The sequence below is a fragment of the Yoonia vestfoldensis SKA53 genome, assembly GCF_000152785.1.
Lineage (GTDB): Bacteria > Pseudomonadota > Alphaproteobacteria > Rhodobacterales > Rhodobacteraceae > Yoonia > Yoonia vestfoldensis_A.
The window spans coordinates 1,223,987-1,241,563 of sequence record NZ_CH672414.1 but is presented as its reverse complement, the minus strand read 5'-3'; the positions used below and the strand labels follow the sequence as shown (position 1 = coordinate 1,241,563).

The following is a 17,577-nucleotide window of genomic DNA, read 5'->3' as shown; positions in this document are numbered from 1 at the left end:
CAAATATGGGGGATGGTCTGTGAAAATCGGCACACCAAAAGAGATATTTGCCGGCGAAGACCGCGTCGCAATGACGCCTGCTTCGGCGCAAGACCTAAAAAAACTGGGCTATGATTGCGTGATTGAAACCGGGGCTGGCGTGGCCGCAGGTTTCACCGATCAATCCTATAAGGACGCCGGTGTCGAGGTCGTCAAGACCGCTGCTGCGCTTTACAAGGCCGCCGATATCATCGCCAAGGTCCGCCCCCCCGAGGACGTGGAGGTCAAGCGCCTGCGCGAAGGCCAGACACTGATTTCTTTCTTCTATCCCGCGCAGAACAAGGATTTGATGGAAGCCGCCAACGCCAAGGGCGCCACCGTCATTGCCATGGATATGGTGCCACGCATCAGCCGCGCGCAGAAAATGGACGCGCTGTCGTCGATGGCCAATATCGCGGGTTACCGCGCGGTGATCGAGGCGGGCAATAACTTTGGTCGCTTCTTTACCGGCCAGATCACAGCCGCAGGCAAGGTGCCACCGGCCAAGGTTTTGGTCGTCGGTGCGGGTGTCGCGGGTCTGGCCGCGATCGGGACAGCGACCAGCCTTGGCGCGATCACCTATGCCTTTGACGTGCGCCCCGAAGTGGCCGAACAGGTCGAATCGATGGGCGCGCAATTCGTGTTTCTTGATTTCAAGGAAGAACAGCAGGACGGCGCGAAAACCGGTGGCTATGCCTCTGTGTCCAGCCCTGAATTTGCCGCGGCCCAATTGGCAAAATTCCGCGAGATCGCGCCGGATATGGATATCGTGATCACCACAGCGCTGATCCCCGGCCGTGATGCGCCCGAATTGTGGACGCCTGACATGGTGGCCGCGATGAAACCGGGGTCGGTGATCATCGACCTTGCCGCCGAACGTGGCGGCAATTGCAAACTGACCGTCAAGGACGAAAAGATCGTCACCGACAACGGCGTCATCATCATCGGATACACCGATTATCCCAGTCGGATGGCGGCGCAAGCCTCGACGCTCTATTCCACCAACATCCGCCATATGATGACCGATCTGACACCGGCCAAGGACGGTGTGCCGGTGCATAACATGGAAGACGACGTGATCCGTGGCGCGACGGCAACCCATCAAGGCGCGATCACCTTCCCGCCGCCGCCGCCCAAGATCAATGCCATCGCGCAGGTCGCCAAAAAGAACCAGCCCAAAGAACTGACCGCCGAAGAAAAGCGCGCCAAGGAAACCGCCGATTTCAAGGCGCAGACCCGCAATCAGGTGACTTTGCTGACGGTCGGTGCTGTGCTGCTTTTGGGTGTCGGTCTGGTGGCGCCTGCCAGTTTCATGCAGCATTTCATCGTTTTCGTGCTGGCGGTTTTCGTGGGCTTTCAGGTCATCTGGGGCGTGGCGCATAGCTTGCATACACCGCTGATGGCGGTCACCAACGCGATTTCCAGCATCATCATTCTGGGCGCGCTGACACAGATCGGGTCAGGCTCCTGGCTTGTCGTGGTGCTTGCGGCCTTGGCGGTCTTTATGACCGGTATCAATATTTTCGGCGGCTTTTTGGTGACACGGCGCATGCTTGCCATGTTCCAAAAGTCGTAAAGGGGTAAAGAGACATGGAATACGGTTTCACAACAGCGGCCTATGTTGTCGCGGCAATTCTCTTTATCTTGTCGCTTGGCGGTCTGTCAGGGCAGGAAAGCGCCAAGCGCGCGGTCTGGTACGGCATGGCAGGCATGGCGCTTGCCATCTGTGCCACGCTGGTTGGCCCCGGTGCGGGGTTCTGGCTGCTGTCGCTGGTCCTGATCGGGTTGGGCGGGATCATCGGCTATCAACTGGCCACCAAGGTGCAGATGACGCAGATGCCCGAACTGGTCGCAGCGATGCATAGCCTTGTGGGTCTGGCCGCCGTGCTGGTCGGGTTCATCGCACATTTCGAACTGGGCCGCGTGGCGGGGATGGATGCCATCGCACGCGCGAGCCTTGACGGTTTTGCCGCGCTTCTGGCCTATAAATCCCCGGTCGAGATCAATATCCTGCGGGTCGAGCTGTTCTTGGGCGTCTTTATCGGCGCGATCACCTTTACCGGATCGGTCATTGCCTATGGCAAGCTGGCCGGAAAGGTGAACACCGCTGCCGCGAAACTGCCCGGCGGGCATGTGCTCAACGCGACGGCGGCTGCGATTTCGGTGCTGTGCCTGATCTGGTATTTCAGTACTGGTGGCTTTGTGCCGCTGATGGTGATGACGCTGGCGGCCCTGTTCATCGGTTATCACCTCATCATGGGCATCGGCGGGGCGGATATGCCTGTCGTGGTGTCGATGCTGAACAGCTATTCGGGCTGGGCTGCGGCGGCGATCGGGTTCAGCCTTGGCAACGACCTGCTGATCGTGGTCGGCGCGCTGGTCGGCTCCTCTGGTGCGATCCTGTCCTATATCATGTGCAAGGCGATGAACCGCAGTTTCGTGTCGGTGATTCTGGGTGGCTTTGGCGGCCCTGCCGGTGAACAGATGGCGGTTGAAGGCGAACAGATCGCCATCGACAGCGACGGTGTGGCTGCGGCCTTGAACGAGGCCGATAGCATCATCATCATCCCCGGCTACGGCATGGCCGTCGCACAGGCGCAATCAACCGTCGCCGAACTGACCCGCAAACTGCGCGCCAAAGGCAAGAATGTGCGTTTCGCCATTCACCCCGTCGCAGGCCGTTTGCCCGGTCATATGAACGTGCTGCTGGCCGAGGCGAAGGTGCCTTATGACATCGTCATGGAAATGGACGAAATCAACGATGATTTCCCCACGACCGACGTGGCGATCGTGATCGGGTCCAACGATATCGTGAACCCTGCCGCACAGGACGATCCCAACAGCCCCATCGCCGGTATGCCGGTGCTGGAATGCTGGAAGGCCAAACAGGTTTTCGTGTCCAAGCGCGGGCAGGGGACAGGCTATTCCGGTATCGAGAACCCGCTGTTTTACAAAGAAAACACGCGGATGTTCTATGGCGATGCGAAAAAGTCGCTGGATGAATTGCTGCCTAAGATCGACTGATCTTGGGTGCCACGATCCTGAAAGGCCCGCCCTTGTGGCGGGCCTTTTGCGTTTCGGGGTGCGATCTGCCGCAGCGGTTCCGGTTGCCAGCTGCAATTTGGCTGACTATATTTGTCGGGAATAGGAGTCGTCCATGTCCGCATCCCCCGCCCTTATCCACACGCCCGCAGCCCCAACCCCGGATGGGCCGCATGCCCTGCGCGTCGCAGGCCGCAAGGCCCGGCTGAGCGGTGTGACCACGGGTGACGCGATGCAAGACCTGCTGTCGGCCCTGCCCAAGGCGCTGGGGCGGCGCTTGCGGTTTCATGAACCCAAGGCGGCCGAAAAATCCTTTGACGAAATCTGGCTGGAAAACCTGTTCGACGCCGTGCGCCAAGGCGACGAGGCGCGTTACCGCTTTGCGCTGCTCAGCCGGATGTCGCGTGAAAAAGCCTCGGCGCTGCATTTTCTGGTCTGCAAGGCCGCGCATCTGACGCAACCGGGTGGTTGAATTCAAGAACCGAATGCATAGGTTACACGTCAAAGGAGACTCCATATGACACAGACAGCCACAGACCTAAGCCCGACCGCCCAAGCCGCCATTGCCGATGCGCTGAACCAATGCGTGGCCGAAACCACGGTGACGACGATGCTGGCGCAGAATTTTCATTGGAACGTGACCGGCATGGCCTTTGGGTCGCTGCACGCCTTATTCCAGACGATCTATGAGGATCATTTCACCGGACAGGATGATCTGGCCGAACGGATCAAGGCGCTGGACGGTCATGCCGAAGGCACGCTGGCCGGCATGATCAAACGGTCCAAGGTCGCTGAATATGCGGGCCATGCCGATGACCGCACCATGATCAAGACGCTGCAACAGGCCGAGGAAACGCTGGCCGCGACGCTGGCCGCTGCGGGCGAACTGGCCGCCGAACATGGTGATGCGCTGACCGAAGACCTGTGCATCGCGCGCGGGCAGACGCATGAAAAATTTGCCTGGATGCTGCGCGCGCATCTGGCCTGATCAACCGGCCTGCGGTGGAAAAGATGCGCCTTTCTTGGCGCATTTTTTTTCATAGGCGCGCCGCCAATGGCTGAACTTGCCCATCACCGCCTGTTGCGCCATCAGCATGGTGACAAAGGCAGATTGATGGGCGGGTTTTTTCAGCGCCTTGAACATGGATTTCTGCGCCTTGGTCATCGAACAGCCGATGCAATGGCCTTCGCGCCGGAACTTGCACACGCTGATACAGGGGGACGGGGTTTTTGCCATGGCAGATACTCGTTGATTACGGCTTGTATCTGATTATTTCTGTCAGCTATGTCAATCAGGCGCTGATCACAAACCCCTGATCTTGCGGCGGGCTGCGGCAAAGGTGACGTTGCACATAGCGCCAATTCCGGCAAAGATGGCACCACCGCCCCCTGTATGGCAGATCGTGCCGACCCGCCCCATGCGCGCGTTCGCAGGCCGGATAAAATTTTGGAGAAGATGATGCCCGTCAAGAACCGCTTTGCCGAATTGCTGCCCGAAATCACCGCATGGCGGCGTGACCTACATGAAAACCCCGAAATCCTGTTCGACACGCATCGCACATCCGCATTGGTCGCCGACAAGCTGCGGGAATTTGGCTGTGACGAGGTGGTCACCGGCATCGGGCGCACCGGCGTTGTCGGCGTCATCAAGGGCAAAACGGATACAGCGGGCAAGGTGATCGGGCTGCGCGCCGATATGGACGCGCTGCCGATCCATGAGGCGACAGGGCTGCCCTATGCCTCCAAAACACCCGGCGCGATGCATGCTTGCGGCCATGACGGGCATACCGCGATGCTGCTGGGGGCCGCGAAATACCTGTCCGAGACGCGTAATTTTGATGGACAGGTCGTCGTGATTTTTCAGCCCGCCGAAGAAGGCGGCGGCGGTGGCCGCGAGATGTGCGCCGATGGCATGATGGACCGCTGGAACATCAGCGAAGTTTACGGCATGCATAATTGGCCGGGCCGTCCGGTGGGCAGCTTTTCGATCCGTCCGGGCGCGTTTTTTGCCGCGACCGACCAGTTCGAGATCGTGATCGAAGGCAAGGGCGGCCATGCCGCCAAACCGCAGGAAACCGTGGACAGCACGCTGGTCGCGGCGCATGTGATCACCGCGCTGCAATCCATCGCCAGCCGCAATGCCGACCCCGTGGATCAGGTCGTCGTTTCGGTCACGGCAATTGAATCTTCGTCCAAGGCGTTCAACGTCATTGCACAGCGGGTGCATATGAAAGGCACCGTGCGCACCATGTCCAAGGATATGCGCGATCTGGCCGAGGCGCGGCTCAAGGCGATCAGCACCGGCACGGCGGGTGCATTCGGTGCCGTGGCCGAGGTGAGCTATCACCGGGGCTATCCGTGCATGGTCAACCATGTGGACCAGACCGCCTTTGCCGCCGATGTGGCGCGTTCGGTCGCGGGCGATTGCACCGATGCGCCCTTGATCATGGGTGGCGAGGATTTCGCCTTCATGCTCGAAGAACGGCCCGGCGCCTATATCCTTGTGGGCAATGGTGACGGGGCGTCTGTCCACCACCCCGAATACAATTTCAATGATGATGCTATTCCGACTGGCTGTTCGTGGTGGGCGGGTATCGTTGAACAACGCATGCCTGCCGCCTGATGTGGGAAGACCGTTACAGCGCCAGCGATGATTACCTGTTCGGCACTGCCCCTGCGGCGGTGCTGGCGGATAACCCCTGGCTGGCCCTGCAGGGGCAAAGCGTGCTTTGCGTGGCCGATGGCGAAGGGCGCAATGCAGTGCATCTGGCTGTGCTGGGGATGCAGGTGACAGCCTTTGATCTGGCCCCGACCGCCGTTGCGCGCGCGCAGGCGCTGGCAGATCGTAGCGCAGTCGCAGTGCAGACCCATGTCGCGGGTTGGGACGATTGGGACTGGGCGCAGCCATTCGACATGATCGCCGCGATTTTCATCCAGTTTGCCGAGCCCGATCTGCGCGCGCGCCAATTCGCCGATATGGCCCGCGCCTTGCGCCCCGGCGGGCGGTTGGTGCTGCATGGCTATCGCCCCGAACAGGTCGGGCGCGGCACCGGTGGGCCGCCTTTTGTGGAAAACATGTATACCGAAGACATGCTGCGCGCTGCCTTCGCGGGCTGGCATGTTGAACGTTGTGCGTCTTATGAAAAGGTCCAGCAGGCGGGCTCTGGCCATGTTGGGCCTGCTGCGCTGATTGATTTCATCGCCCGCAAGCCCGAAGCATCACCGCCGGTGTGACCCGTGTCAGCCGCCGGTATGGCTCATGTGGCGGCTGACCTGACCATCGACCTTTTGGCGCGAATAGTCGAAATCATGGCCTTTGGGTTTCAGCGCAATCGCGGCACGGATCGCGTTTTCCAGATCCTGATCCGCCTCTGACCCGCGCAGGGGCGCGCGCAGGTCGGAATGGCCTTCTTGCCCCAGACAAGTGTAAATCTCGCCGGTACAAGTGATCCGCACACGGTTGCAGCTTTCGCAGAAATTATGGCTTAGCGGTGTGATCAACCCGATTTTCTGGCCCGTCGCATCGACGCGCAGATAACGCGCAGGCCCGCCGGTGCGGTCGGGCAGGTCGGTCAGCGTGCCGCGCGCCGCAAGCCGCGCGCGCAGATCGTTCAATGACCAATATTGGTCGATCCGGTCCTCGTTGCCGATATCGCCCATCGGCATGACCTCGATAAAGGTCAGGTCCATGTCGCGGGCCGCACACCAATCGGTCAGGGTGAACAGTTCTTCCTCGTTAAAACCTTTCAGCGCCACGGTGTTGATCTTGACCCGCAGCCCCGCCGCCTGTGCCGCGTCGATCCCGCGCAGCACCTGTGGCAGCTTCCCCCAGCGGGTGATCTGCGCGAATTTCGCCTCGTCCAGCGTATCGAGCGAGACGTTGATCCGCCGCACACCGGCGGCATAAAGATCGGCTGCGTATTTTTCCAACTGGCTGCCGTTTGTCGTCAGCGTCAGTTCTTCCAATGCGCCGCTGTCCAGATGCCGGCCCATCGCTTTGAAAAAAGTCAGGATGTCGCGCCGCACCAAGGGTTCACCCCCCGTGATGCGCAGCTTTTTCACACCCAGCCGCACGAAGGCCGAACACAGCCGGTCCAGTTCTTCCAGCGTCAGCAGGTCCTTTTTGGGCAAAAACGTCATGTTTTCGGACATGCAATAGACGCAGCGGAAATCGCAGCGGTCCGTCACAGAGACCCGCAAATACGAAATGGCGCGGGCGAATGGGTCAATCAAAGGTGTCATCATGCGGATAAGCTAAAGATGGGCGTCACCTTGCGCAAGCGTGATCGGCCCGGTTGTGCGCGGTCATTGCGCACAATAGCGTCGGGGGATGAAATGCATCTTGATCTTGTCCTTGATGATACTCGCCGCCTGCGCGATGCCTGTCGCCGATACACCCGCCACGGCGGAAATTGCGACAAACCTGCCAGCGGCCGCGCCCCGCAGTGCGCGCAATGTAGACGATTTTGATACCACCACCGCCGCCGCGCGACAGGCGGCGACGCAGGTGGTGGCCGGTGGCACCGCGATCGGCACCACAATTGCCACGCTTGGCGCGCCCGCTGATCCGGGGATCTGGGTGAAAACGCCGCTGGTGACGCAAGTGACCCAGGGCCGCATCAGGTACTAAGGCCGCGTGATCAATGCCGAACTGCGCCCCTCGGGCGGGGTGGCGGGATCGGGCAGCCAGATCAGCCTTGCCGCGATGCGCCTGATCGCGGCGCCGCTGACCGGTCTGGTCGCACTAACCCTGCTGCGCTGATCAGCCTAGCCGGTGCCGCGCGGATTTGAGCGCATAGGATTTCATCGCCGCCCCGTGCCGGTCAACAAAACCAGATGCGCTGGCCGGATCATGTTTGGCAAGGCTGGCCAGCCAGCTGACCAATGCGGTCTGGATCACCTTGTGAGGATCACCGGCAAGTGTGCCTGCCCAATCCAGCGCGCGATCACGCAGCGCCAGATCGGCGGGTTTGGGATGGGTCTGCTTGGTCCATGGCAGGGTAAAGCCCAGCACCGCGGCCTTCGTCCACAGATGGTCGGACGCGACCCAATCCGCCAGCACGTCAAAGCGGGCAGGGTCCGCCACCAGCCGTTTCTGCCCCGCGATGGCGACCTGATCGGCAATCGCGGCACCGTCGCATGCAGGCACCCAAGCGGTGATCATATCCCAAGCGGCGCTGTCATCGGGCCTGATCCGCGCCTGTGTCAGCAATTTCGCCGCGGCGATCTGGCCTTCATGCACATCGCTGGCCCAAAGTGCCGCTGCCAGCGCCAGCCGCGCCTCCAGATCCAGCGCTTCGCGCCAGCCTTTGGCGACAGCCTCAATCGCGGGGGGTGTCACACCCAGATAGGCGCGGTCCACCTTGTGATGGCGCGCCATTTCGGCGGCTTTCGCGGGGTCGCTGCCAAGGGCGGCCAATGCATCATCCAATGTCATACCCGCGTGATCCGCCAGAGCGTCTGTTGTGCTATGTTCATCCATCATTCCACTGTCACCGATTTCGCAAGATTGCGGGGCTGGTCCACATCGGTCCCCTTGGCGATCGCCGTGTGATAGGCCAAAAGTTGCGCAGGCAGCGCGTAAAGGATCGGCGCCAGAAACGGATCGACGGCCGGCATCAGCAGCACCTGCCAGACACCATCGCCGGCCTCTGCCGCGCCTTGGCTGTCGGTGATCAACAACACCTTGCCGCCGCGCGCCATGACCTCTTGCATGTTTGACACGGTTTTTTCGAACAAGGCATCGCGCGGGGCCATGACGATCACCGGCACATGCGGATCGACCAGCGCGATGGGGCCGTGTTTCAGCTCGCCTGATGCATAAGCTTCGGCGTGTATATAGCTGATTTCCTTTAGTTTTAACGCGCCCTCAAGGGCCAGCGGATACATCGCCCCGCGCCCCAGAAACAGGATATCGCGCGCCTCGGCCAGATCGCGGGACAGCGCGACGGTGCGATCCTCGATCCCCAGCGCGGTATTCATCAACCCCGGCAAAGCGCGCAGGGCGGCCAGTTTGCCCGCAAGGGCGGCATCATCAATCCGGCCTCGCTGGCGCGCGGCATGCAGCACCAGTGCGGCCAGCGTCGTCAGCTGGCAGGTGAACGCCTTGGTCGATGCGACGCCGATTTCCACCCCTGCAAGGATCGGCAGCGCGATATCGCTTTCGCGCGCGATGCTGCTTTCGGGGACATTGACGACCGATACGATCTGCATGGCCTTGCCCGCCATGTAGCGCAGGGCGGCCAAAGTATCCGCCGTCTCGCCCGACTGGCTGACGAAAATCGCCATGGTGCCGTCGGTGACAGGCGGTTCGCGGTAGCGGAATTCAGAGGCGACATCGACCTCGACCGGCAGGCCCGCCACCTGTTCGAACCAGTATTTCGCCACCATGCAGGCATAAAATGCGGTGCCGCAGGCGACCATGGTCAGGCGATTGACGGCTGTAAAATCCAGCCCTTCTGGCATCGCCATGCCGGTAGCATCCGCATTGATGTAATGGTTCAACGCGCCTTGCAACACCTGCGGCTGTTCGGCGATTTCCTTGGCCATGAAATGTTTATAGCCGCCCTTGTCCACCTGTGCCGCGTCGATATGGATCTGGCGCAGATCGCGGTTGGCAAGATTGCCCGCCGCATCGCGGATTTCCAGGGAATTGCGCGTGATGATCGCCCAATCGCCTTCGTCCAGATAGGTGATCCGGTCGGTCATCGGCGCAAGGGCGATGGCATCCGAGCCGACGAACATCTCGCCGTTGCCATGCCCGATGGCCAAAGGCGACCCTTTGCGCGCGGCGATCAGCAGGTCGTCATGCCCTTCGAACAGGAAACACAGCGCATAGGCCCCGTGCAGGCGGGCGATGGTCGCTTGTGCCGCGTCGCGCGGTGACAGGCCCTCAGTGATGTAATGATTGGCCAGCAAGGCCACGGTTTCGGTATCGGTATCGGTTTCATGCGCGATGCCAAGGGCGGCCAGATCGGCGCGCAATTCGCGGAAATTCTCGATGATCCCGTTATGCACGACCGCGACACCGCCGGATCTGTGCGGATGCGCATTGCCCGCGTTCGGCACGCCATGCGTGGCCCAGCGGGTATGGCCGATGCCCGCCTTGCCTGCGAGCGGGTCATGCACCAGCAGGTCCGACAGGTTCACCAGCTTGCCCACCGCACGGCGGCGGTCGAGGGTCATGCCGTTGATCGTGGCAATGCCCGCGCTGTCATAGCCGCGATATTCCAGCCGTTTCAGCGCCTCGACCAGCAGGGGGGCGGCTTCGTGATTGCCCAGAACGCCAACGATACCGCACATATTTACTGACCCTTCGCCTTTTGCGCGCGCAGCTTGTCGAACAGCCGCACGGCAAACCCTGCCTTGTTGTCCTGCCGCGCCCGCGCCACCGCCAGATCACCCGCGGGCACATCGCGGGTGATGACCGACCCGCTGGCCGTCATCCCCTGATCGCCCACGCTGACGGGGGCAACAAGCATGGTGTTGGACCCGATGAACACATCCGCGCCAATCGTGGTATGGTGCTTGGACACGCCGTCATAATTGCAGGTGATCGTGCCTGCGCCGATATTGCTGCGCGGCCCGATATCGGCATCGCCGATATAAGACAGGTGGTTGACCTTGGCACCTTCGGCAATCACGGCATTCTTGACCTCGACAAAATTGCCCACACGGGTGTTTTCGGCCAGTTCCGCACCGGGGCGTAGGCGGGCATAAGGGCCGACAATTGCACCGCGCGACACATGGCAACCTTCGAGATGCGAAAAGGCGCGAATGGTGGCGCCGGATTCGACCGTCACACCGGGGCCGAAGACGACATTGGGTTCAATCACCGCATCGCGCCCGATCACGGTGTCATAGGCAAAATAGACGGTTTCAGGCGCGATCAGCGTCACGCCATCGTCAAGGGCTGTCATCCGCGCGCCATTCTGGAACAGGGCTTCGGCCTGTGCCAGCTCGAACCGCGAATTGATGCCCAAGGTTTCAGCCTCGGCACATTCGACGACGGTGGCGGTCAATCCGCGCGCCCGCGCGATGTCGATGATGTCGGTCAGGTAATATTCGCCCGCCGCATTGTCGTTGCCGATAGCGGCGACCAGATCGAACAAGGTCGCGGCATCGGCGGCGATGACACCCGAATTGCACAGGGTCACGGCGCGTTCTGCCTCTGTCGCATCCTTATATTCGACGATCCGGTCAAGCTGGCCGTCCTTCAGGATCAGGCGTCCATAGCGGGCAGGGTCTTCGGCCTCGAACCCCAAGACCACGATATCATGGGTCTGGCGGGCCTCCATCATCGCCTCCAGCGTATCGGGGCGGATGAAGGGCGTGTCACCATAAAGCACCAGCGCATCGCCGACAAAATCGGCCAGCGCCGCTTGCGCCTGCGCCACCGCATGGCCAGTGCCCAGCTGTTCGGCCTGCACCACGACCGTCACATCGGGATCATGGGCCAAAGCGGCCTTTTCGACCTGCGCGGCCTCATATCCGGCCACAACCACGCGGCGCGCAGGGTCCAGCACCATCGCGGCCTGCATCGCATGCACCAGCATCGGCGCGCCCGCGATCGGGTGCAACACCTTGGGCAGGTCCGAATTCATCCGCGTGCCAAGCCCCGCGCCAAGGATAATCACTGCGTTTGCCATCTTTGCCCCATTCATTGTTGCCTGCGTTCTACTGGCCTTTTCGATTATCACAAGGGCAGGGGCTTCACATCAGTTTACAGCGCGTTACAGATGGCGGCACCGCAGCACAGAAAGGCCGCCCATGCGCAGTGTGATTTTCGACCTCGACGGCACCTTGGCCGATACCAGCGGCGACCTGATCGCCGCCGCCAATGCCTGTTTCCGCGATCTGGGGCTGGGTGACATGCTTGACCCCGCGACCGATGCCGCAACCGCCCTTTGTGGCGGGCGGGCGATGCTGCGGCTGGGGTTTTCGCGCCTGCAAGGCATCGACGAGGCCGAGGTTGACCGCCAATATCCCCTGCTGCTGGCAGCCTATGCGCAGGCGATCGACATCCACACCGTGCTGTATCCGGGCGCGATGGAGGCCGTGATGGCCCTGAAATCCAGCGGTTACGCCGTGGGGATCGCCACCAACAAACCTGCCGCCTTGGCCGAAACCCTGATGCGCAGCCTTGGGGTGCGCGACCATTTCGCGTCTTTGATCGGGGCCGATACGCTCAAGGTGCGCAAACCCGACCCCGCGCATCATATCGAGGCGGTTCTGCGCGCCGGCGGTGACCCTGCACAATCCTTGCTGGTAGGCGACACGATCACAGACCGCGACACCGCGCGCAATGCGGGCGTGCCATCGGTGCTGGTGACCTTCGGGCCGGGGCGCGACAGCGTTCTGGCGCTAGAGGCTGACGCCACCATCGACGATTTCGCGGACCTGCCTGCCGTCGTGGCGCGGCTTATCGGCTAGTGCCTATAAATCGTGCAGAAATGACTCGACAGGGCGGGTTTGTCATGCCTACAAATGAACAAGCGTTCAATTAACCGTAGGAGCAGGCCAATGTTTCACGCCTCCATGAGCTTTGATCTGGGCGAGGATGTGAACGCCCTGCGCGGCATGGTCCATGACTGGGCGCAGACCCGTGTCAAACCGATGGCCGCACAGATCGACCGCGACAACCTGTTTCCTGCCGCGCTCTGGCGCGAAATGGGCGATCTGGGGTTGTTGGGTGTGACGGTGGACGAATCTTACGGCGGCGCGGGCATGACCTATCTCGCCCATACCGTCGCGATCGAGGAAATCGCGCGCGCCAGCGCCTCGGTCAGCCTGTCTTACGGCGCGCATTCCAATCTTTGCGTCAACCAGATCAAGCTGAACGGGACCGAGGCGCAAAAGGCGAAATACCTGCCGCGCCTGATTTCGGGCGATCATGTAGGTGCCTTGGCCATGTCAGAGGCAGGTGCCGGGTCTGACGTTGTGTCGATGGCGCTGCGCGCGGAAAAGCGCAACGATCATTATCGCCTGAACGGCAACAAATACTGGATCACCAATGGGCCGGATGCCGACACGCTGGTGGTCTATGCCAAGACAGACCCCGATGCAGGGTCCAAAGGCATCACCGCCTTTCTGATTGAAAAGGAAATGACCGGCTTCAGCACGTCGCCCCATTTCGACAAGCTTGGCATGCGCGGGTCCAACACCGCCGAGTTGATTTTCGACGATGTCGCAGTCCCGTTCGAGAACGTGCTGGGCGCGGAAGGGCGCGGCGTGGCGGTCCTGATGTCGGGGCTGGATTACGAACGCGTTGTGCTGGCGGGGATCGGTCTGGGGATCATGGCCGCCTGTCTGGATGAAATCATGCCCTATCTGGCCAGCCGCAAACAATTCGGCCAGCCCATCGGCAATTTCCAACTGATGCAGGGCAAGATCGCGGATATGTATACCGCGATGAATTCCGCGCGCGCCTATGTCTATGCGGTGGCTGCGGCCTGCGACCGTGGCACTGTCACCCGTCAGGATGCGGCGGCCTGCTGTCTTTATGCCTCCGAGGAGGCGATGAAACAGGCGCATCAGGCCGTGCAGGCGATGGGCGGTGCAGGCTTTCTGGCCGACGCCCCTGTCGCGCGGCTGTTCCGTGACGCCAAGCTGATGGAAATCGGCGCCGGCACATCCGAAATCCGCCGGATGCTGGTCGGCCGTGAATTGATGGGGGCGATGGGATGAGGATGGCAGCGCGCGCATCGCTGAACGCCATAGCATGACCCGCTGGATGTTTTTCATCCCCGTTGCGGGGCTGGTCGTGGTGGCTGGCATCATCGGCTATCGCATGGGGCAGGTGCCGTCCGAGACGGAGATCATCACCCGCTATGCCGCTAGCTATGTCGCCATGGCGGGTAATGGTGCGGCGCTGACCGATTGCGCCGCCACCATTCATCCCGATCCGGCGATCCGTTTGGTCATCAACTGCGCCAATCCCAACGGGCTGACCACGACCTTCTATGCCGGCCCGCGCGGAGAGGCGCTGCCGCCACCACAAGGACCCGCCATATGAGTGACCGCGCCTTGCACGAAGCGGCCCTTGCACAAGTGCGTGATGCCGCCGCCGCCGCAGCCTTGGGCGGCGGGCAGATCGCGCGCGACCGCCATCTGGCCCGTGGCAAGATGCTGCCCCGCGACCGTGTGGCGGGGCTGCTCGACCCCGGCTCGCCGTTTCTTGAGGTTGGGGCAACAGCGGCGCATGGGCTTTATAACGGGGCCGCCCCTTGCGCTGGCGTGATCGCGGGCGTGGGGCTTGTTGGCGGTGTGCAGGTCATGGTCGTGTGCAACGACGCCACCGTCAAGGGCGGCACCTATTACCCGATGACGGTGAAAAAGCACCTGCGCGCGCAAGAGATTGCCCAAGCCTGCCGCCTGCCGTGCGTCTATCTGGTCGATAGCGGCGGTGCGAACCTGCCCAATCAGGACGAGGTATTCCCCGACCGCGACCATTTCGGGCGCATCTTTTATAACCAAGCGCAGATGTCCGCACTGGGTATCCCCCAGATCGCCGTGGTCATGGGGTCCTGTACGGCGGGCGGCGCTTACGTTCCTGCCATGGCCGATGTGTCGATCATTGTGAAGGGTCAAGGCACGATCTTTCTGGCAGGCCCGCCCTTGGTCAAGGCCGCAACGGGCGAGGTGGTGACAGCCGAGGCTTTGGGCGGCGGCGATGTGCATACCCGCCTGTCCGGTGTCGCCGATTATCTGGCCGAGGATGACGCCCATGCGCTGGCGCTGGCACGGCAGGCGGTTGCGTCCTGTGCAATGCGGAATACATGCAATGTCAATCGCTTGGCATCCGAACCTCCGGCACTTGATCCCGCGAGCCTGTTCGACGCGATCCCCGCCGATCTGCGCACGCCTTACGACATCCGCGAGGTGATCCGCCGCATCGTGGACGGATCGCGCTTTGACGAATTCAAGGCGCGGTTCGGCGAAACGCTGGTCACGGGCTTTGCCCATATCGACGGCTGGCCCTGCGGGATCGTCGCCAATAATGGGGTGCTGTTTTCGGAAAGCGCGCAAAAGGGCGCGCATTTCGTGGAGCTGTGCAGCCAGCGGCGCATCCCTTTGGTGTTCTTGCAAAACATCACCGGCTTCATGGTGGGCCAGAAATACGAAAACGAAGGCATCGCGCGGCATGGTGCCAAGATGGTCACAGCGGTGGCCACAACGAAGGTACCCAAGATCACGATGGTCGTCGGCGGATCGTTCGGCGCGGGGAATTATGGCATGTCAGGAAGGGCTTATGGGCCGCATTTCATGTGGTCATGGCCGACCAGCCGGATCAGTGTCATGGGCGGCGAACAGGCGGCAGGGGTGCTGGCCACTGTGAAACGCGACGCGATCGAACGCGCGGGCGGTGCGTGGTCGGCGCAGGATGAAGCGGCGTTCAAGCAACCTACCATTGATATGTTCACCGAACAGTCACACCCGCTTTATGCCTCTGCCCGGCTTTGGGACGACGGTATCATCGACCCGCGCAAATCGCGCGAGGTGCTGGCGCTGTCGCTGGCCGCCGCCTGCAATGCGCCCATAGAGGAGACACGCTTCGGCGTGTTCCGGATGTGATGTTCACCAAGATCCTGATCGCCAACAGGGGCGAGATTGCCTGCCGGATCATCCGCACCGCCCGCGCGATGGGTGTGCGCACGGTCGCGGTCTATTCGGATGCCGATGCCGGTGCGCTGCATGTGCAGCAGGCGGATCAGGCGGTCAGGCTTGGCCCTGCGCCTGCCGCTGACAGTTACCTGCGCGGTGATCTGATCGTGCAGGCGGCGCTGGATACGGGCGCGCAAGCGATCCATCCGGGCTATGGCTTTTTGTCGGAAAACCCCGATTTCGTGGAACAGGTCACGCAGGCGGGGCTGGTGTTTATCGGGCCGTCAGCGCAGGCGATCCGCGCGATGGGGCTGAAGGATGCGGCCAAGGCGCTGATGGTCAAGGCGGGCGTGCCGGTGGTGCCGGGCTATCACGGCGCGGATCAGGATGGGGCGTTTCTGGCACGCGAGGCCGCGAAAATCGGCTATCCGGTGCTGATCAAGGCCGTGGCGGGCGGCGGTGGCAAGGGAATGCGGCTTGTTGATGGGCCTGCCCAGTTTGCGGAACATCTGGCCTCTGCCCAAGCCGAGGCCCGCAACGCCTTTGGCAATCCTGCCGTGTTGATCGAGAAATATATCACCACGCCCCGCCATATCGAGGTGCAGGTCTTCGGTGACGGCACAGACGCGGTGCATCTGTTCGAGCGCGATTGTTCGCTGCAACGCCGCCACCAAAAGGTGATCGAGGAAGCGCCAGCCCCCGGCATGACGGTGGCGCTGCGCGACGCCATGGGGCAGGCGGCGGTGACGGCGGCCAAGGCCATCGGCTATGCCGGTGCGGGGACTGTGGAATTCATCGTCGATGGCGCGGGCGGTCTGCGCCCCGACGGGTTTTGGTTCATGGAAATGAACACGCGCTTGCAGGTGGAACACCCCGTCACCGAGGCCATTACGGGCGTCGATCTGGTGGCATGGCAATTGCGCGTGGCGGCGGGTGAACCGCTGCCGATGCGGCAGGATCAGTTGGGGATCAATGGCCATGCCTTCGAGGCGCGGCTTTATGCCGAAGATGTGCCAGCAGGGTTTTTGCCGGCGACAGGCAGGCTCGACCATCTGGTGTTTCCGAGCGATGCGCGGATTGACAGTGGTGTGGTGGCCGGGTCCGAAATTGCGCCGTGGTACGATCCGATGATCGCCAAGGTCACGGTGCAGGGGCCGGACCGTGCCACCGCTTTGCGCAAGCTGCAGGCCGCATTGGATGCAACCGAAGTGGCGGGGAGTGTCACGAACCTTGATTTTCTGCGTCTGCTGGCGCGGGATGCAGATTTTGTCGCGGGCGTGGTCGACACTGGCCTGATCGCGCGCGGGCAGGGCAGGCTCTGTGCCGCGCCTGTGCCGGATGCGCAGATGATCGCCATCGCGGCGGTGGTTGCGGCGTATATTGCCGCAGGCCCGCTGGTGGGATTCACGCTGTGGCAGCCGCTGGTGCGGCGGATTGTGCTGGGGCAGGGCGACGTGGTGCATGAGGTCAGCTTGCAGGTGCTTGGCCCCGATCAGATCACCGCTGATGTGGCAGGGGCGCAGGTCAGCCTGCGGCGGCACGGGGCCGATTGGGGCGCGCGGGCGCTGCGGCACGGGGTGCGGCAGGTCAGCGTGTTTGGCGCGCAGACGGTGACGTTTAGCATTGTCGATCCGCTGGCGCGCGGGTCCGATATCGCCGGTGGTGACGTGGTGCTGGCACCCATGCCGGGGTTGGTGCGCGAGGTCGCGGTACAGGAGGGCGATCATGTTGTCCAAGGGGCGCGCCTGATCGTGCTGGAGGCGATGAAGATGGAACATGTGCTGCGCGCGCCGCGCGATGGTGTCGTTGCCAGCATGTGTGCAGAGCCGGGGGATCAGGTCGCGGCAGGCGATCTGATGGTGGCCCTTGCGCCGATCTGAGGCAGGGGGCGCTGCCCCCGCCCCGGACCCGATC

The 17,577-nt window shown here is 62.2% G+C and carries 18 protein-coding genes; 13 read left to right on the top strand and 5 right to left on the bottom strand.

Annotated elements, in window-relative coordinates:
- Positions 1-19: 19 nt before the first annotated feature.
- From SKA53_RS06090 to SKA53_RS06075, 4 genes are all read left to right on the top strand, one after another.
- A complete protein-coding gene (locus SKA53_RS06090; protein ID WP_007205210.1) occupies positions 20-1,594 on the top strand; it encodes a Re/Si-specific NAD(P)(+) transhydrogenase subunit alpha in 1,575 nt (524 codons plus the stop codon).
- A gap of 14 nt (positions 1,595-1,608) precedes the next feature.
- Positions 1,609-3,042: an NAD(P)(+) transhydrogenase (Re/Si-specific) subunit beta gene (locus tag SKA53_RS06085; protein ID WP_007205209.1), complete on the top strand. Its 1,434-nt coding sequence runs from the start codon at positions 1,609-1,611 to the stop codon at positions 3,040-3,042.
- A 133-nt stretch (positions 3,043-3,175) separates the two neighbouring features.
- The gene (locus SKA53_RS06080; protein WP_007205208.1) at positions 3,176-3,532 is read left to right on the top strand and encodes a hypothetical protein; all 357 of its coding nucleotides are present in this window, start codon (positions 3,176-3,178) and stop codon (positions 3,530-3,532) included.
- 45 nt (positions 3,533-3,577) lie between these two features.
- Positions 3,578-4,048 (top strand): Dps family protein, encoded by a 471-nt coding sequence (locus SKA53_RS06075; protein WP_007205207.1) that lies wholly within the window; start codon positions 3,578-3,580, stop codon positions 4,046-4,048.
- On the opposite strand, the gene SKA53_RS06070 is transcribed toward SKA53_RS06075, so the two are convergent.
- Positions 4,049-4,297: a DUF1289 domain-containing protein gene (locus SKA53_RS06070; protein WP_007205206.1), complete on the bottom strand. Its 249-nt coding sequence runs from the start codon at positions 4,295-4,297 to the stop codon at positions 4,049-4,051.
- 222 nt (positions 4,298-4,519) lie between these two features.
- Here SKA53_RS06070 and SKA53_RS06065 point away from each other — a divergent pair, with 222 nt between their 5' ends.
- The gene (locus SKA53_RS06065; RefSeq protein ID WP_040483162.1) at positions 4,520-5,683 is read left to right on the top strand and encodes a M20 aminoacylase family protein; all 1,164 of its coding nucleotides are present in this window, start codon (positions 4,520-4,522) and stop codon (positions 5,681-5,683) included.
- Positions 5,683-6,294 carry an SAM-dependent methyltransferase gene (locus SKA53_RS06060; protein WP_007205204.1) on the top strand — a complete coding sequence of 204 codons (612 nt, stop codon included), beginning with the start codon at positions 5,683-5,685 and terminating at the stop codon, positions 6,292-6,294. The genes SKA53_RS06065 and SKA53_RS06060 overlap by 1 nt, the downstream gene beginning before the upstream one ends.
- 6 nt (positions 6,295-6,300) lie before the next feature.
- Here SKA53_RS06060 and moaA read toward each other — a convergent pair whose 3' ends face one another.
- A complete protein-coding gene (moaA, locus tag SKA53_RS06055; RefSeq protein WP_007205203.1) occupies positions 6,301-7,305 on the bottom strand; it encodes a GTP 3',8-cyclase MoaA in 1,005 nt (334 codons plus the stop codon).
- 85 nt (positions 7,306-7,390) lie between these two features.
- On the opposite strand from moaA, the gene SKA53_RS06050 reads away from it, so the two are divergent.
- Together SKA53_RS06050 and SKA53_RS15795 are read left to right on the top strand one after the other, a co-directional pair.
- Entirely contained in the window at positions 7,391-7,690 is a 300-nt protein-coding gene (locus SKA53_RS06050) for a hypothetical protein (protein ID WP_007205202.1), read from the top strand.
- 6 nt (positions 7,691-7,696) lie between these two features.
- Positions 7,697-7,822, top strand: coding sequence for a hypothetical protein (locus SKA53_RS15795; RefSeq protein WP_007205201.1), 126 nt, complete (start codon positions 7,697-7,699; stop codon positions 7,820-7,822).
- Here SKA53_RS15795 and SKA53_RS06045 read toward each other — a convergent pair whose 3' ends face one another.
- Genes SKA53_RS06045 through glmU form a run of 3 tightly spaced genes read right to left on the bottom strand, consistent with a single transcriptional unit; the run spans position 7,823 to position 11,708 of the window.
- On the bottom strand, positions 7,823-8,545 hold the full coding sequence (locus SKA53_RS06045) for a DNA alkylation repair protein (protein ID WP_007205200.1): 723 nt from the start codon (positions 8,543-8,545) through the stop codon (positions 7,823-7,825). It lies immediately after the preceding gene.
- On the bottom strand, positions 8,542-10,362 hold the full coding sequence (gene glmS / locus SKA53_RS06040) for a glutamine--fructose-6-phosphate transaminase (isomerizing) (RefSeq protein WP_007205199.1): 1,821 nt from the start codon (positions 10,360-10,362) through the stop codon (positions 8,542-8,544). The genes SKA53_RS06045 and glmS overlap by 4 nt, the downstream gene beginning before the upstream one ends.
- A 2-nt stretch (positions 10,363-10,364) precedes the next feature.
- Positions 10,365-11,708 carry a bifunctional UDP-N-acetylglucosamine diphosphorylase/glucosamine-1-phosphate N-acetyltransferase GlmU gene (glmU, locus tag SKA53_RS06035; protein WP_040483160.1) on the bottom strand — a complete coding sequence of 448 codons (1,344 nt, stop codon included), beginning with the start codon at positions 11,706-11,708 and terminating at the stop codon, positions 10,365-10,367.
- Between the two features lie 121 nt (positions 11,709-11,829).
- On the opposite strand from glmU, the gene SKA53_RS06030 reads away from it, so the two are divergent.
- From SKA53_RS06030 to SKA53_RS06010, 5 genes are all read left to right on the top strand, one after another.
- Complete coding sequence (locus SKA53_RS06030; protein ID WP_007205197.1) at positions 11,830-12,492, top strand: HAD-IA family hydrolase; 663 nt, start codon at positions 11,830-11,832, stop codon at positions 12,490-12,492.
- Positions 12,493-12,582: 90 nt separating this feature from the next.
- Entirely contained in the window at positions 12,583-13,746 is a 1,164-nt protein-coding gene (locus tag SKA53_RS06025) for an acyl-CoA dehydrogenase family protein (RefSeq protein ID WP_040482822.1), read from the top strand.
- Positions 13,747-13,780: 34 nt separating this feature from the next.
- Positions 13,781-14,074, top strand: a complete 294-nt coding sequence (locus tag SKA53_RS06020) for a hypothetical protein (RefSeq protein ID WP_007205195.1) — start codon at positions 13,781-13,783, stop codon at positions 14,072-14,074.
- Positions 14,071-15,633 (top strand): carboxyl transferase domain-containing protein, encoded by a 1,563-nt coding sequence (locus tag SKA53_RS06015; RefSeq protein WP_007205194.1) that lies wholly within the window; start codon positions 14,071-14,073, stop codon positions 15,631-15,633. The genes SKA53_RS06020 and SKA53_RS06015 overlap by 4 nt, the downstream gene beginning before the upstream one ends.
- On the top strand, positions 15,633-17,543 hold the full coding sequence (locus SKA53_RS06010) for an acetyl/propionyl/methylcrotonyl-CoA carboxylase subunit alpha (RefSeq protein WP_007205193.1): 1,911 nt from the start codon (positions 15,633-15,635) through the stop codon (positions 17,541-17,543). The genes SKA53_RS06015 and SKA53_RS06010 overlap by 1 nt, the downstream gene beginning before the upstream one ends.
- Positions 17,544-17,577 lie beyond the last annotated feature (34 nt).